Origin of the sequence: Chryseobacterium salviniae, assembly GCF_035819015.1 — a bacterium.
GTDB classification, from domain to species: domain Bacteria; phylum Bacteroidota; class Bacteroidia; order Flavobacteriales; family Weeksellaceae; genus Chryseobacterium; species Chryseobacterium salviniae.
Genome location: NZ_JAYLAA010000031.1, coordinates 21,439 through 38,495 on the forward strand (window position 1 = coordinate 21,439; position 17,057 = coordinate 38,495).

13 protein-coding genes are annotated in these 17,057 nt (G+C 36.3%); all 13 read right to left on the reverse strand.

Going from position 1 to position 17,057, the window contains the following annotated elements; all coding sequences use genetic code 11:
- Positions 1-73: 73 nt before the first annotated feature.
- Positions 74-1,396 (reverse strand): PQQ-dependent sugar dehydrogenase, encoded by a 1,323-nt coding sequence (locus SOP96_RS07690; protein ID WP_326320402.1) that lies wholly within the window; start codon positions 1,394-1,396, stop codon positions 74-76.
- A gap of 108 nt (positions 1,397-1,504) precedes the next feature.
- Positions 1,505-1,843, reverse strand: a complete 339-nt coding sequence (locus SOP96_RS07695) for a nuclear transport factor 2 family protein (protein ID WP_326320403.1) — start codon at positions 1,841-1,843, stop codon at positions 1,505-1,507.
- A gap of 284 nt (positions 1,844-2,127) precedes the next feature.
- Positions 2,128-3,030 carry a TIGR01777 family oxidoreductase gene (locus SOP96_RS07700; RefSeq protein ID WP_326320404.1) on the reverse strand — a complete coding sequence of 301 codons (903 nt, stop codon included), beginning with the start codon at positions 3,028-3,030 and terminating at the stop codon, positions 2,128-2,130.
- Between the two features lie 67 nt (positions 3,031-3,097).
- Positions 3,098-3,583, reverse strand: coding sequence for an SRPBCC family protein (locus tag SOP96_RS07705; protein WP_326320405.1), 486 nt, complete (start codon positions 3,581-3,583; stop codon positions 3,098-3,100).
- Positions 3,584-3,749: 166 nt separating this feature from the next.
- The gene (locus tag SOP96_RS07710; RefSeq protein ID WP_326320406.1) at positions 3,750-4,154 is read right to left on the reverse strand and encodes a hypothetical protein; all 405 of its coding nucleotides are present in this window, start codon (positions 4,152-4,154) and stop codon (positions 3,750-3,752) included.
- A 7-nt stretch (positions 4,155-4,161) separates the two neighbouring features.
- A complete protein-coding gene (locus SOP96_RS07715; RefSeq protein WP_326320407.1) occupies positions 4,162-4,506 on the reverse strand; it encodes a hypothetical protein in 345 nt (114 codons plus the stop codon).
- 49 nt (positions 4,507-4,555) lie between these two features.
- The gene (locus tag SOP96_RS07720; protein WP_326320408.1) at positions 4,556-4,930 is read right to left on the reverse strand and encodes a hypothetical protein; all 375 of its coding nucleotides are present in this window, start codon (positions 4,928-4,930) and stop codon (positions 4,556-4,558) included.
- A gap of 136 nt (positions 4,931-5,066) precedes the next feature.
- A complete protein-coding gene (locus SOP96_RS07725; RefSeq protein ID WP_326320409.1) occupies positions 5,067-5,570 on the reverse strand; it encodes a GbsR/MarR family transcriptional regulator in 504 nt (167 codons plus the stop codon).
- Between the two features lie 121 nt (positions 5,571-5,691).
- Positions 5,692-7,584, reverse strand: coding sequence for a vWA domain-containing protein (locus SOP96_RS07730; RefSeq protein WP_326320410.1), 1,893 nt, complete (start codon positions 7,582-7,584; stop codon positions 5,692-5,694).
- Positions 7,585-7,680: 96 nt separating this feature from the next.
- Positions 7,681-12,195: a TonB-dependent receptor plug domain-containing protein gene (locus SOP96_RS07735; RefSeq protein ID WP_326320411.1), complete on the reverse strand. Its 4,515-nt coding sequence runs from the start codon at positions 12,193-12,195 to the stop codon at positions 7,681-7,683.
- Between the two features lie 3 nt (positions 12,196-12,198).
- On the reverse strand, positions 12,199-14,967 hold the full coding sequence (locus SOP96_RS07740) for a hypothetical protein (RefSeq protein WP_326320412.1): 2,769 nt from the start codon (positions 14,965-14,967) through the stop codon (positions 12,199-12,201).
- Positions 14,968-15,059: 92 nt separating this feature from the next.
- Positions 15,060-16,166 carry a hypothetical protein gene (locus SOP96_RS07745; protein ID WP_326320413.1) on the reverse strand — a complete coding sequence of 369 codons (1,107 nt, stop codon included), beginning with the start codon at positions 16,164-16,166 and terminating at the stop codon, positions 15,060-15,062.
- A gap of 11 nt (positions 16,167-16,177) precedes the next feature.
- Positions 16,178-16,696: an RNA polymerase sigma factor gene (locus SOP96_RS07750; RefSeq protein ID WP_326320414.1), complete on the reverse strand. Its 519-nt coding sequence runs from the start codon at positions 16,694-16,696 to the stop codon at positions 16,178-16,180.
- Positions 16,697-17,057: the final 361 nt, after the last annotated feature.

A 17,057-nucleotide genomic window follows, 5' to 3' on the forward strand; every position in this document is an offset into this window, starting at 1 on the left:
AAAGAAGAACACCTTAGCATTCTCCTTTTTGTATTATTATTTTAATTTTTCTAGTAGCTCTTCAAAGCGTTTTTCATTTTGATGATCTTGATGCATGAGATACCCTCCATACGATTCCGCTTACATCATCGGCAACAAGCATGGATCCGTCAGCAAGCTGAAGTACACCAACAGGCCTTCCGTAGACGTCTCCTTTTGCTTCATTGGCGATAAATCCTGTAAGGAAAGGCTGATACGGACCAGAAGCTTTACCACCTGCAAAAGGCACGAATGCGACTTGGTAACCCACCAGCGAAGACCGGTTCCATGATCCATGCTGTCCGATAAAAGCTCCGTTCTTATATTTTTCAGGAAACTGATTTCCGGTATAGAAGGTAAGCCCCAAAGATGCGGTATGGCTTCCCAGCGGAACATCAGGAACAATAGTTTTTGCTACCAGATCAGGTTTTTCTCCTTTCCTTCTGGGATCTTCATTTTTTCCGAAATAGGCGTAAGGCCATCCGTAGAATGCATTCTGTTTTACGCTCGTCAGATAATCCGGAACCAGCTCGTCGCCCAATTCATCCCGTTCATTCACAACCGTCCAGAGTTCACCGGTCACCGGATTCCAGCTCATGCCAACAGGATTTCTCAGACCGGCAGCATAAATTTTTTCTCCGCTACCATCCGGATTTACTTCAAGAATATTGGCTCTTCGTACTTCATTTTCCATTCCGTTTTCGCCGACATTACTTCCGGAACCGACACTGATGTAAATTTTAGACTGATCTTTACTGGCAATTAAATTTCTTGTCCAGTGGTTATTATATCCTCCGGCAGGAAGGTTTACGATCTTTTTTCCGGCAGCCGTAATTTTCGTGTCTCCGGTTTTGTAAGGATATACCCAAAGTCCATCGGTGTTGGCAACGTAAAATTTGTCTTTGATGATGAGCATTCCGTAAGGCTGTTTAAGCTTATCCAAAAATACGGAGGAAGATTCGGGAACGCCGTCTTTGTTTGCATCGCGGTACAATATAATTCTGTTAGCCGATTTACCGCCGACTTCAGCATCGCTTTTTCCGCTGATATCATTTTTAATTTTCTCTGTTGTAGTGCGTTCGGAGTTGGAAAGAACAACAAAAACATCTCCGTTTTCAGCCTGGATCATATTTCTCGGGCTTTTTATATTTTCTGCAAAACGAGTAACGGTAAAACCTTCCGGAGCAACAGGTGTTTTTCCTTTTGGCCAGCCGATTACATTGCTGAATTTGTTTTTGGAATTTTTTTCATCCGGAGCCGGCAATTTCAATGTATCCGTTTCTGTAACAACTTCTTTCTGAGCTGAAGTACTTTCTTTTTTATTTTCTTTACAGCTGAATAGAGTTAGTGCTAAAACTGGTAAAAGGTAATTTTTCATAAATTATAAGGTGATGTTGATTTCTAACTGGCTTGCAAAAAGTGTTCCTTAGAGAACTGTTATAATGCTTCTGATGTATTTAGAATTTATGATTATTGAAAATCAGATTCAGCTGACTACAAAAGCTTTTAATTCAGCTAATTTTCCATTCTCGAATCTCCAAACATCGCAATATTCATAATCTATCCAATTGGCATTTTCTTCCAACAGACTGATTGTGCCTGTAGCAGTCAAATAATCACCTTCTTCAATCATTAATTTAACTTCAAATTTCGGAGGTTCTTTATATGCTTCGGCCATATAGGCTCTCACTTCATCAATTCCTTTAAGAACGCGGTCTCCTACAAAAGTCCATTGGGTGTCTTTTGTGCAAAAGTTCAAAAACCCTTCATGGTCGCCTGCCGCAATACAGGCATTAGCTTTCTGCAATATCAGCTTTAAATTCATTGTATTTATTTTTAGTGTTGTGCAATTAAATTCGATCATATTGCTGCTAAAAATGTGCCGTATACATTTATAATGTTAATAAATACTATGGCTTTACAAATGAACGTTCAATATGTTTGGCCTTATTATCCGAGATATTCATCATATTAAATATTAAGGTGAAAATTTTTATGACACATAGTTATATAAGTTTAATTACCTTTTTGAAATATTTTAGATCACATCAGCAAAAAATCAAATATTTTTAAGGAATGAACTCTTTTCAAGGCTTGTATCTTCAGAAATTACAGCGTATACATTAAATTTTCAAATGCAGATTCCACTGTTGGACAGGAAAATTCGAAACCGTTTTTAATTAATTTTTCAGGATAAACATTACGGCTTTTTAATAATAATTCGGTTTCGGTTTTTAGAAATACGGAAGCTATTTCCAGTTGCCATACCGGTGCATTTAACCCAAAAGGTACTTTTATTACTTTTCTTAGTTTCATCATGAAATCTTTATTGGCTAATGGGTTGGGAGCGGTTATATTAATCGGGCCGGAAATATTTTCATTTTCCATAATAAATTCAACAGCTTTGCAAAAATCATCAATATGAATCCAGCTTACATGCTGGTTTCCCCTCCCCTGCTTTCCGCCTAATCCAAGTTTTGTAAGCATTTTTAATTTAGGGAAAGCACCGCCGTTATTGCCTAAAACAATGGAAGTTCGCAAAGCAACTTTTCGTATATCTTCATTTTTTATTTTAAAAAATTCTCTTTCCCAGCTTTTGCAGATATTCATTGAAAAGTCATCGCCAATGATGCCTTTTTCTTCTGTGTTTAATTGTTTTTCAGAATGAACATATATGGTTGCCGAACTGGCGTTGAGCCATATTTTGGGTTTATGGGTGCATTCATCAACAGCCTGCTGTAAAATTTTCGTACTGTTGATTCTTGAAGAATATATTTCCTGTTTATTTTTATCGGTATATCTGCAATCGACAGATTTTCCTGTGAGATTGATTAGCACATCGGAGTTTTCGAGGATATTTTTCCATTCTCCTAACGTTTTAGCGTTCCAGGATATTTCGTTTTGGCGTTTTGGATTCCGGGTTAAAATATAGACCTTATTTCCTTTTTCAGTAAAATATTTTTCGAGGTTTTTACCGAGAAAGCCGGTTCCGGCGGCGATGATTATTTTCATTTTTTGATTTTTTGATTTATTTTTATAACTAAGATGCTTCGACAAGCTCAGCATGACATCGCTAATACTAAACGTTTCGACGCTCGCTTCGCTCGCGCTTCTGTTTATTTTCTGCGGTGAATTTTATCAATTTATTTCTCTCTAAAAGAAATTTTTCCATGTAAATTTTGAGAAACAACGTGTCGAAAATTTTTCCTATGATGCCGAAGGGGGAATGAAATTCGAAAATATCTGTCATAATTGTGTTTTTACCTTCCTGCCTGAAAATATGCTGATGTTTCATGGATTTAAAAGCACCTTTCAACATGATGTCTGTAAAATGATGAGGATTGTTCATGGCGACGATTTTTGTAGTCAGGGTTTGATAGATTCCCAGATGTCTGGCTTTCCAGGTTACCGTTTCACCTTCTTCAATGAGTCCTGAAATTCGTCCTGCAATTGCTTTTTCGCCTGTTTTAAAAGTTGATTTCTGATGCAGATCAATGTCTCTTGATAAATCGAAAACGGTTTGGATATCGGCTTCAATGGTGGTGTCTAAATAAATTACTGACATTTTACAAGGTATTTTTATTAGTTTTTAAAGTTTCATCCAGATTAAAATGGCTAAAACAGTTATTCGGAAAACGATCTATGAAATTGTCGGAAGAAGGTTTTAAAGGTTTAAAAAATCTCCTCGTGTTCTTTTGTTTTGCACTTTGAATGTAAAATACATCCAGATTTTAAATAGTAATGTTTTCATTTTTTGTTATTTTATCTTTGTTCATGGCATGTTTACGGCCTTTCAGGAAAAGCAGCAGATTCAGGAGCATCATAACTCCCAGGTATATTGAGAATTTACCGATCTTTTCACTCATGTCTACTACAAGACTTTCTAAAGTTTCTATTCTGTAGAATTCTATGATGCACAGTGCAAAGCCAATGTTCAGCAGGTAGAATCCTATTTTGAGCAGGGAGTTTGTCGCCATAGCGATGTCTTCTTTCTGGTGGAAAATATCAATCATAAAAGTCTTTGAGTTTTTGAACAAAAATTGTGAAACAAAAACGGTAAGTGCAATAACAATAGGCAGATAGATCATGTACGCTGAAAAGTTGTACGTTGCTGTGGTGAGGATTGTTGCTGTCATAATAGTTTTATTTTATGGTTAAATTTTTTCTAAGAAGATAAAGGCTAAAAATATTGATGTAGTGTAACACACAAAGAATCAGCATGATATTTCCAATGCGTACTGCAGTAACTGAAAGAACCTGCTCAAAAGAGGCGATCCTGTCCCAGCTTGTGAGACTAATGGCAATATATCCCAGATTGACAAGGTAATAACAGCCTAAAAGTATTCTGTTGATGGTAAGGCAGAGATTCTTGTCATGAATAAGGTATTCCAGATAAAATTTCCCTGCGTGATAACATCTTCTTCCGACATCAATGGTAATGTACGATGCGGCGGTTAGAAAAATCAGGTATGAAATGATGTTCAACATTTTATAGTTTTTATATTTTCAATAAATTTTGAAAAAAATGATCAAAAAATTATTCTGTAATGTGTGGTTGTAAAGATTCAATCAAATGAAATCCGTAAGCGATATAATAAATATTGAACAGAACTCCTCCAATTCCCATAAAGTATAATATCGAATCTCTATTGGAATCTGAAGAAAATACAGCTACAAAATAAATAATTACGAAAAATAAAATAACACCGAAAAGATAGTATTGATGAAATTTACTTTTACTAATCAAAATTCTTAATAAAAAACCTAATAGATTTGACACACCAACAAAGAAAAGCGCGATGAAAAATTTTGCAATAGGCTTTTCGTTATAGTCTAAACAAATATATACAAGGCCAGCAAGGCTTACCATTGCCTGGAATATTGTCTCTGCTTTTAAAATCTTTAGTTTCATGATATATTTTTTAATGTTATTATATTTTCAATAATTTTTGAAAGTTTATCTGAAATAAAAAAGGAATAATTCCTTTTTATGATAATTTATTTTGCGATTCTTCACATTGCTTTGCTATGTTCAGAATGACAGAGTACTATTTCAGTAAGTTGGTTATTTTTCCTACCAGCCAGTGATCGTCGCTTTTTATTGCCAGATCCATGATATTGTTTATTTTTCCTGTTACGGAACTGAAATCGTCCATTAACTTAATGAATTCTTTTGCTCCTTCGGAATCCTTATCTTCAATATTTTTCAATTCTTCCAAAAAAGAAATAACCGGCTCAATCTCTCTTTTTCTACGTTCTTTTGTAATCTGCTTAAATAAAAACCAAACATCTTTTTCAGCGACAAAATATTCTTTGCGGTCACCTTTTATAAACTCTTTCCTTACGATTCCCCAGTCCATTAAAGCGCGGAGATTCATGTTGGCATTCCCCCTCGAAATTTCGAGCTGCTCCATCACCTCATCGGTAGAAAGCGGTTTTCCGGTTGCCAAAAGCAAGGCATGAACCTGCGCCATGGTACGGTTAATCCCCCAATTGGTCGCAAATGTACCCCAGGTCTGAATATATTTTTCTTTGGCTTCTGAAAGTTTCATCTTTAATTTTATTTCTGTTACAAATGTAATTATATTTTTTGAATTTTCAATAATTTTTGAAAATTAATTTTAATAAAAACAGACATCCCTTTTGAGAATGCCTGTAGAATCTAATTTTAATTTACTTAATAATTGCTTTGTATTCTTTAACCAAATCTAAAAATCCGCTTCTGTAACCATCTTTATCTTCTCCTTTATTTTCCTTTGCCAATTTTTCAATTTGTGTTAAATCTTTCCCTGCGATGAATTTAGAATCCCTTAAAACCAAACCAAACCAGGCTACCGAACATGCAAATCTGAAATCTTTACCGGGCTGCTGAGCTAAAGAATTTTGTATGGTATGAAGAATTTCCGAACTTTTCATCCCCTCCGGTTTCTTATATCTAAATTTTATAGTTCCTAATTCGTTTCCAACATTATGACTGTCCGAAGCCACAGTATACTTAAGCTTATTTTGTTTCGGTAAAAATTTAGAATTGACATGAGCCGGAATTATTTCGTACAAAGCAGTTACGGTATGCCCGCTGCCCAATTCTCCGGCATCAATTTTATCGTCTAAAAAATCTTCATTTCTAAGTTTTCTGTTTTCATATCCAATAAGTCTGTATGCTTTTGCATACTTAGGATTAAACTCAATCTGAATTTTTACATCCTTGGCAATGGTGTAAATATTTCCGGCAAATTCTCTTCCCAGAAACTTATGGGCTTCCTTAATATCATCAATATAAGCATAGTTTCCGTTCCCTTTATCGGCAAGGGTTTCCATTCTGTTGTCTTTATAATTTCCCATTCCGTAACCAAGACACGTAAGAAAAACTCCGGATTTTCTTTTTTCTTCAATCAGGCTTTCAAGATCAGCTTCCGAAGAAACACCTACATTAAAATCCCCGTCGGTTGCCAAAATCACGCGGTTATTTCCGCCTTTTATAAAGCTTTCCTGCGCCAGCTTGTAAGCAAGTTCAATACCTTCTCCGCCTGCTGTACTTCCGCCTGCATTCAATTTGTCCAGCGCTTCAATAATCTTTTGTTTCTCGGAAACGGAGGTAGAAGGAAGCACAATACCGGCGCTTCCGGCATAGGCCACCATGGCTATTCTATCTATTGGCCTCAGTTGATCCAGTAAGATTTTTAAGGAAGATTTTAACAGCGGCAATTTATTTTCGTAAGCCATAGAACCTGAAGTATCAATCAGGAAGACAATATTGGAAGGCGGAAGATTATTCATCGGAATATTTTTCCCTTTCAAGCCTATTTTAAGCAACTGATGACCGGAATTCCACGGACTTTCCCCTAATTCTGTATTGATGGAAAAAGGCTGGTTGTTTTTTGGCTGAGGATAATCATAAGTGAAATAATTGATCATCTCTTCTACTCTTACAGCGTTTTTATCGACCCTGCCAAATTCTATCATTCTTCTTACATTGGAATACGATGCATTATCCGTATCGATAGAAAATGTTGAAAGCGGCTGGTTTTTTGTTAATTCGAACGGATTTTCAACCAGAGCGTTGTATTCTTCATTATTGTAATTCACTGCTTCATTCATTTTTTTTTCGTCCGTTCTCTGAATTGTTGCATGAGTATCGTAATGCCTTAAAGAGTATGACGGACGAATGGAAGATTCAACCTCCATAGCCACCATTGCTTTTGGTTTCGGGCAGCCATTATATTCCGGCATTCCGGGAACGGTGGGACAGGCATCGTCCTTATCAAGAATTCCGTCTCCATCAGTATCCGGCCACGGACAGCCGTTATTTTCACGGGGTCCGGCAACTGTAGGGCACGCATCATCTTTATCAATGATTCCGTCTCCATCGGTTTCAGGAAACGGACAGCCGTTATTTTCTACAGGACCGGCTATTTCAGGACATTGATCTTTAGTGTTTTTAATACCGTCCTGATCTTTATCTTTTTGAATGCTTATTTTTTCTGAATTTTTCTGCTGATCTGTTGCTGTTTTGGTGCTACAGGCCATCAATCCTAAAGCAAATATCGTAGTTCCTAATTTTTTCATGTTTATTGTTTCTGAATTTTATCACTTTTCTTTCACTCTATTTTAAAGATGCAGATTTTCGGAAAAGTTTCAGCTGAGAAGAAATATTTTTTTACTTCAGGGTTGAATTTTTGCTTTTACCCCTTCATTCCAATGCTTCTTTTCGGGCGTATAATAGAGATACACATTGCTGGCTTTACCGGTATATTCTCCGGCAAATTCCACTTTAAGATCGAGGTTTATCGTTTTTGTTTCATTGGCGTTGAAATGTTCCCAATACAAAACCAGATAATTATCAAAAATTTCAAAATAAGAAAACTGTTTTTTATCCAGCAAGTCTTTTAACAAAGCATTTTGTAAAGTTAGTCCCGCCGGAATTCCGATTTTTGCGGTCACCATTGGAAGTTCATTATTTATTATATTTGAGACCGCTACAGTCATTCTGTTCGTATCTCCTGTTTTTGCTGTTTCAGACTTTAATGATGTGGTTATTGTTACCGGAATTTCTGCATTTTCCGGGGCTTTTAAAGTATAATATCCATAATCCAGTTTGTAAGGAAGGCCTTTTCCTGAAGGATAATTGATGCTAATGAGATTTTTTCCGGTTTTATAAGCAGAAACTAATGAATTATTTGCTTTAACCTCTGCATTGTTAATTGTTATGAATGGTTTTTCTGTTCCGTACAGCTTTTCGTTTTCAGCAAAGAATTTAGATAGTGCTTCCAAAGCTAATGTTGTTGCCTGAGTTGATCCAAAACCATAATAACCATTAGAATTAATCAGCTCATCGGCAATTTCCGTTAATTTCAGCATATTCGCATTTTTATCTTTCTGTAAAGCCATAAGGTACAGCGCTATTGTTTCCGAGTTTGCAGAAAATCCTCCGGAACCCGTAAAAGTAATTTTTGTTTTTATATTTCTTTCATTAAACTGCTTATTGAGAATTTCAATGAGCTTCTGATGTTCATCGTTCTTGTCTAAATTGGCTGCAATATTGGCCATTAAAGCCAGCTGATAAGAATCTTTTGCTGCCAATGCCCGTTTAAGGCTTATTTCATAAGCATCATCAAGGTTCCGGATTCCGGTTTTTGATAATGCATATAAAACATACATATTCCTCGACCATGCAAAATCTGAAAAAACATCATTCCTTTCATAATTTCTTTTTACTTCAAAAATTCCGTTTTGGTTCTTTTTTGATATGATAAATGCTGTAAGATCCTGAATAATTTTAGGTTCAATGTTTATATATTTTTTTAAATCTTTAAATTCAAGCAACGCAAAAGCAGAAAGAGCCACATCCGATTCAGAAGATCCGAAATAAGAAAACCCGCCATCCCGATTTTTGTAGCTCAGCATTTTCTGAAATCCTTTCCTGAGATTTCTGATTACCTGCGCTTCCGTTTCAGGAGTGATTTTTTTGCTCTGCCTTAAATAATCCAGCACAAAAATATTGGGATAAACTGTGGATGAAAGCTGTTCAAAACATCCGTGAGGTTCCTTTTTCAAGCGTTCAATATCTTCAAACATCTGCAATGCGCTGTTTTCGTACACATAATAGGAAGAATAGAAGCTGCCGTCAATAAAATCGGAAATGTTGATGCTATTATCTTCAGTTTTATTATTAATTATTGAATAATGATGCGGAAACCCTTTTTCTTCTACTTTAAAAGGCAGAATCATTGTTTCCCTGAAATCTCCTGATCTGATAGTAAATTGTATGTTTGAGGCAATTACTTCATTTGTGCGGATTTTCACAAACAACTTTCCGGATTCCAGAGGTTTTAATGTAATTGTACTATCGGATTCCACAAGGCTGACACGATTCGGAACAATAACATCCATGCTCATTTTCCTGGTTTCCGGGGAATTGTTTTTAACGACCACCGGGATAATCATCTCATCTGTTCTGGTTACATATTGAGGAAGTTTGGCATCAATGGAAATAAGACTTTGTGCGGCATACGTTGTTTCATTACGCCCTACTAAACCTGAAGAGGAAATTCCTTCCGTCATAATTCTGAAAGCAGAATTGGCATCGGAGTTATAAAATTCAACCTGCGCTTTTCCGTCTTTTCCTGTTTCCACAACAGGATTCCAGTAAAGCGTTTCGCGGTAATCGTACCGGTATGCTGTATGGGTGGTTGTATACACCGGGTAAGAAAAACGTCTCGTGTAGTTGTAAGAAGCCAGGCTATCGCCCGGAACATTCAAAACTGCGTAATATGATTTTGGCGTAACATCAAATTTAATATTCGAACGGTTATTTTTGTAAGAATTGATGATGATCACTCCATTTGCGGCTCTGTTTCCGTAAATGGATGTTGCGGCTGCATCTTTTAAAACCGTCATACTATTGATGTCATTCGGGTTAATCTTTGTCTTAAAATTTTCTACAGGGACACCGTCAACAATATACAAAGGGGTTCTATTGGCTAAAGAAGTATTTCCTCTGATCTGCACATTGATGTAGCCTCCCGGCTGACCTGAAGGTGAAACTACAATTCCTGCGGCTTTTCCGGATAATATAGAAGATAACTCAGGAGTGCCGAATTCATTGTTTTCAACAATATTAGATGCAACAGTACTATATTTTTTTGCCAGGGTCTGCGAATAACCCAGCATAACAACTTCTTCAATTTTTTGTAATTTCACCGTATCACTTGTGCTGTGAGTTTTATTTTCAGTGGAAATTTTTAATTTTTCTGCTTCACCCTCAGATAATGTTTTCTCTTCTTTTAAAGTTTCTTTTACAATCTCTTCAACGTCTACATGATGTATTGTTTTTTTGTCTAAAGGATTTACAGGTAGTTTATAAGATAAAATACGAATTTTAACCTGCTGTTTCGGCCGGTGAGATTTTGCAATCAGTTTCTGGGAATATTTCCTGCTTAAATCAGAAAAATAAAACAAACCGTCTTCAGAAGTTGCCTGTTTCAGGATTATACTGTCCCTTACCAGGAATACATCGGCTTTTACAGGATTCCCATTTTCATCTTCTACAATTCCGTATACGGGATTTTTCTTTTCCGGAAGATACTTGTATTTCTTTTTCTGAATAACTTCGGGAATCATTTCAAAATATCGATAGCCGTTGGTAAGCATTACCAGATCTAGGCTTTTAATCCTTTTATCTTCTTTTTTATCGAAATAAAACTGCGGCCTTTCAATTTTTCCTTTCAATTCAGAATCCAGGAGCAGCCAGGAAATAATATGATTTTGCTTGTCGTCTGCGTAGGTCCATAATTTATCATCGACAACACTTAGCGCTACATTTGCCGGAACAGGACGATTATTTTCGTCCGTAGTTTCAATATGGAGAACAACTTTCTCACGCGGAAGATAATTTTGTTTTACAGGTTTTACTTTTATATTCACCTGCCTGTTTTCATTCGTGAAAATAATACGTTCTGCCAACGGAATATTGTCTTCATAAACCGTGAATCTGCAGATTCCAGCCGGAAGATCATTTTCGGGTATTTCCAGTTGGGTTATTTCATTTTTTACCGGGATTATTTTATGATAAATTTCTTTTTCTCGAAAACTCCCTCTCAGGGTAATTTCCTTTTCTTGCGTTGAAATAATTTTAAAATAAATCTTACGGTTTTGTTTATTCACGTTAAAGATAATGCCCTCATCTTTCGCAGCAGGAAACTGATAAACTGCGGAAATGTTTTCGGGCCTAAGAACTTTTGCATAATAATTCTCACCTCTTTTTGGTGTAAAATAAAAATTCCCCATCCCGAAATTATATGCTGCCGTTTCTGCAACTTTTTGATGATTCCGGTTGAAAATTTCCAAAATAGCGTCAACCGGTTTTTCATATGCATCCAGAATTTTAAAAGCAATATTCTGTTCAATTCCGTTGACAAGGGTTCCGCCTTCTGGCATAAATTTTACATCGAGATTATTCAGAACAATTGGGATATTCCGGGAAATTGATTCGGTAAATCCGTCGAAATTGATTTTAATGGTTAGCAGCGCATCAGAAGATTTTAAAACAGCCGGAAGCCTGAATTTAAGTTGATTTTTCCCTTCTTTATCTGTTATCAGTTTTCCCTCTGAAATCTTTTCACCGTTGTGCATTACCGTGTAATCTCCTTCGTAAAAGGGAATCGGGAGATTGCTGAGGCTTCGCATTGAAAAGTTGGCAAGAACCTCATCTCCTGCTCCGTATCCTTTTTTGGGAAATTCCAGTTTCATCAGAATTCTTGGCGAGACAATTTTCTGAAGCGTTATTTCTTTCTCAAAGGCATTTTTTCCGTCTTCATTCTTCATCCAATTAGTGAAAGCGCGCAATTTGTATATTCCGCCTTTCATCTCGCTGTTAAAGTAAAAGTATCCTTCAGAATATCCGTTTATAATTTCATATTTAGCTTTTTTCACTACGCTTCCGCCGGGATCAACGAGTTCAAAATTTACTGCTTTGCTTTGATCTGCGGGAAGATTATTTTCTGCTTTTACCGTGTAAATTTTAAAGTACATTTCCTCACCGGGTTTATAAAAAACATGGTTGGTCTGGATGTACGTTTTTTCCTTTTCGAAATTTTTAAATGATTCCTGAGCTTTTGAAAGAGATGCAAAAGCCAGAAAAAATAATCCTAAAATAGATGTTGTAACCTTAAAATTCATACCTTAAAATTGAAATGAAACCATACAGCCAAAAGTTTTATAAGAAGGAAGGTTAAAAAAATCCAATCCTCTTCCGTTATCTGTGTCATAAAAATTCTGGTTAGAATCTGCACCCTGATTGGCCTGCCAAAGAATAATATTGTTGACGTAAAAAGTAATATCCAGCGCTCTTTTAAATTTTCCGACATCAAATTTTGCCGTTAAAGAAATTGTATTGATTCTTATATAATCGGCTTTCTGAACATAATTTTCCGCAACTCCCAGGTAGCCATACCGCACCCATCTGTTTTGCGAAACATCCTGACCCGGATCGTAAAAATCAACAGGTACCTGATTGGTATTTCCTGCTGCATTTACTCCCTGAAAAATATAGTTTTTAATATTCCTTTCATCTCCTGAGGTTTTAGAGCGACCGTAATAATCGAGCACTGCCTGAGTACCGTTCCATAGCTGGCCGCCTTTTTTCCATTCCCAGTTAAGATCAAGAGAAAACATTTTATAGCTGAAGTTATGGTTGAATTTCACCACAAAATCGGGCGTAGGATCTGCGATAATTTTCATTCCCTCCGCTTTTTCAGGATATCCCGATTCATCAATAATTATTTCTCCATTGGCATTCGTTTTAAAATAGCTTCCCATTACGGCTCCTACAACCTCACCTTCTGAAATTGTTTTGTAAATATCCCTGAATCCTGAAACTGCAAGATGATTATACCCCAAATCTACCCTGTCTACCACATCCCGGTATTTGAAAAATGAAGCTTTCTGGCTCATCCTGAAATCCTGACCTAAATAGATATTTTCATAAAAAAAATTTATTTCATATCCGCTGTAGGTGTGATCTGCAAGATTTTTCAGCTTTAACAGGTTATTCTGAAAAACAGGAAAAACATCGTTGTTTATTTTGCGGCTAAAATATTCTGCCTCAACGCCTAAATTGTTTCTGGATGTAAGCCTGAAACCAGCTTTCCATTCTTTTAAATCTATATTCGACAGATTATTATAGCTTTCAGCCTCCTGGAGTGGAAAATACTCGCTTGAACTCTGAGCATTAAAAAAAGTTGTTGCATAAGAAGCATAGGATCTCGTGATTTCCGGCTCGGAACTCTGCTGTGTATAGGTTCCCAAGATTTTAAAATTAATATGATGCAGGTTGAAAATATTGACGAAGGTAATATATGCAGCTGCTTTAGGAAGGAAATAGTTATTCTTCAATGAAGTATTAGAAATATAGAAAGAATTTCCTATATTTATTCCCATCTCAAAATCATTGTAATCTTCATAATTCAGTTTGTACTCAAAAATATAATCCTGTGAAGTTCTTTGATAAGCATACTTTGTATTTATCAGGCTGTTATAAATCTCTGATTCGTGATTGTTAATGATTTGATTAAAGCTAAAAGTATTTCTCCAGTCACCTTCACCGGGGCTGTATGTTAAGAAAATATTAGAATTGTACAGCCTGTTGTTCTGTATCCGCTCACTCCTTAAACCGTATGGAAATCCTGAAGTGGAAGGCTTATATTGATCTAAATTACTAAATACATCATTTTCGTAGGACTGAGCAATGCTAAACCTGATATAGTTCCAATTTCTTACAATGGCACCATTGAACTGCCTTCTTTTAGTACTGTAATTATATTTGTTGTTCTGGAAAAATAAAAATCCTGGATTATCTGCCAGCTGACCATAACTTCTCTGCAAACCGTTTGGTAAAAATGCGTCTTGTTTATTTGAAAAAGAAGCAGGCGTAAGTAGGGAATTCTGATATGCCCTGTTGAAGAGCCCTATCCTGTTGGAATTTGTTGCTTTATTTTCGTCGTAACTGAACACAAAATTTAATGAGAATTTTAAAATTTTTGAGCTTAGCTTTGTCTTCAATGAATTGAGAATACTATACTGAGCAATGAAATAGGCTTGGTCTTTTTGCTGTCCCAGTTCCAAAGAGATCCGGAACAAATCATCATATTTGTATTCATTGCTTTTGATAAATGCACTCAATCTCAGTTGATTATTATAACCAACGGTTGTTTTGAAAATATCATTTTGATAAGCTTTTGCAGCAAAATTTCCGTCTGTTAGGGGAATTAACTTTCCATTCTCATCATATTCATACGGCTGATTATCAAACTGCAAAGTAGAAATATCCGGTCCGAAGCTGAACATTTCGCCCGTTTCGGGACCTTTCCAAATTAATTTCCCGGCTTCAGACCTTCCCTGTACATACTGGTTTTGAGTTTCCGGAACAGAATTTCTGTTTTTCACATCCACGGAAGTGGTAAAGCTTCCATTAAACAGCAATAACTTTTGTGAACGCATCTTTAATTTGAAATGATCTTTACTCACTTCTTTTAGCTTTCTTACATCGTAAAAACCGGAATTGGCCGTTACCCTCTGGCTGGATTTTTCAATACTAAACTCATCTTTCAGATCTCTGAAAATCAAACTATCATAATCTTTGTTCTGAATATTCTCAGTGTTTTTTTTCTCAACCCGACTTTCCAGGATCGATTTCAGCTCCTGCGGATAATAAACTACTGCTTTATTTTTCCCGTTATTCCACACCAGAGTATCATATTGTTTTGCTGCAATGATTGCAAAACCTTCTTCATCTGTGAACTCATAAACGCCGCTGTTTTTATTCAAAACTTTTAAAAAATTCTGTGGTTTTTCTTTTTCATTCAAAAAAATCCGGGAATCATACAGCTGCGAATTCTGACCGGAAAAATAATTCACGGCAAGCAAAAAGGGTAAATAGTAAACCTTATTCATGGTTTTTGTTATTAAATTTGAAAAAGAAACTTGTCTCTAGTTCCTTTTCAGATGTATGATGAATGGTTATCAGCTTCCAAAAAAACTTAAAGTTATTTTTCAGGGGCTTTCCCTTGCATAAGCTTTTTCAGCCTTTGCTGTTCGGTTTTAGAAATATCTCGGGTGATAACGACTATTAAGCCATTTTTTGCCTTGCCACCAAATAAGCCGCCTGCTTTTTCTTTACTGATCACAGAAATATTATCAATTTTTGAAGGCTCTATCTTTTTGAGGGTTTCGATATCGGAAACTGCGCCGTTGATAACAACCAAAGGTTCGGCTCCCGGCTGGGAATCGGCCTGATATCCCACAGAGATATCCACTCTTCCCGAACCTGATGCTCCCGATATGGAATTAATGGTGAGTCCGGGAGCAAATCCGTTCAGAGAATTAACAGGCTGTTTTTCACCCAGTAAAGTTATTTTGCCACCATTTAATGCAACAGGCTTATACTCTTTTCTGAAAGATTTTTTATAAAGAATTTCAGGTTCTTTTCCTTTTTCTTTAGGATTGAATGACAGCTCGGGATATACATAGTCTGCCGTATCTGCAATTTTGTTAAGGTCAGAAATTTTCTTATTGGCAGCCATTGCATTCATCGAAGCTTTCTCTTTTTTAATACCCATTGCAATAACTTCTTCGATATTCTGCCTTTTGATGCTGTCCATCATCGCTCTATCTTCCGCAATCTTTAGTCCATTATTACCAAAAGACGGTGAAGATGCTATTTCGTAAGCTGGTGGTATCAAAGAAGGAGCGTAAAGTTCAGGTGTTTCATTTCGGGCTAATTTTACAGCGGTATATGGAACTATTGCTTCTTGAATATTGGCTTTTACAGTACTATCAGTCCTTTGAATCTGCTCAGAAATCTTCGGAGAAGAAATTTTTTCAGTTACTTTGTTTTTAGCGATTACCGCTTCATTAATCGTTATATTATCTGCTGTTGAGGTAAAATAAAAAATTCCGGAAGCGATGAGCATGCTGGCGGCAATTCCATACGGAAGCCATGCAGCGACTATTCTCTGTTTTCTTTCTTCTCTCTGATCCAGCTTTTCTTCAACTTTAGCCCAAACTTTATCAAACCCCGGAAAGGTTGCAGGTTCTTCTAAAGACTGGGAAGCCTCGTTGAACGTTTTATCGATATCGTGATTATTTTCCATTGTTGTAAAGTTTAAACATTTTGATTCACCAGAAGTTCCTGAAGTTTTTTTCTTGCAAAATTGAGCTGAGATTTTGACGTGCCCTCGCTGATTGAAAGCATAACCGCTATTTCCTTGTGAGGGTAACCTTCAATCGCAAAAAGGTTGAAGATCGCCCTGCAGCCTTCCGGAAGAAAGTTAAGGAGATGCAGAATATCCTTTTCAAAAGAAACATGCTCACCTGACACCTCGGAACCGACAGGATGATTTTCTTCTAATGAAATATGCAGATATTTTGTCGCCCTTAGTTTTTGCAGGCATTCGTTAACCGTTATTTTTCTGGCCCAGGCTTCAAAAATATCCGGGTTTTGGAGCTGATCTATTTTGGTGAAAATTTTATAAAATGTATCTGCCAGTGCTTCCTCAATATCTTCATCATTTTTAAGATACCGTCTGCACACCGAATATAATTTTCCCGCCATCTTTTCATAGACTTTCCGCTGTGCATTGCGGTCTTTCCGCTGACATTGTAGTAGTAACTCTCGATCCATAATCAGGCTTTATATCTATACAGATGCAGAAAGTTTTAAAAAGGTTGGAAACATGGCTAAAACTTTTTTTGAAAAGTAATGAAATCTTATGAGTGAGGCAAACGAAAGCACCTTATATAACGGAGAATTTATGATAAATTCCCCACGGATCACGCAGATTTGCACAGGTTGCTTTATTTAAAAGTTATTGATATAAATTCATGGAAGCATTTAAACTAAATTATAATCTCCCGATTTGATTATTTTTACCACAGATTTATCAGTGTTTTATTGTTGAAAGTTACAATGAAAACCTTCTACCTTAGCCGTGATTGAGCGGCATGTTTGAGCTCTTTTTCTGGATTCGGGGGGGGCTTTGCCG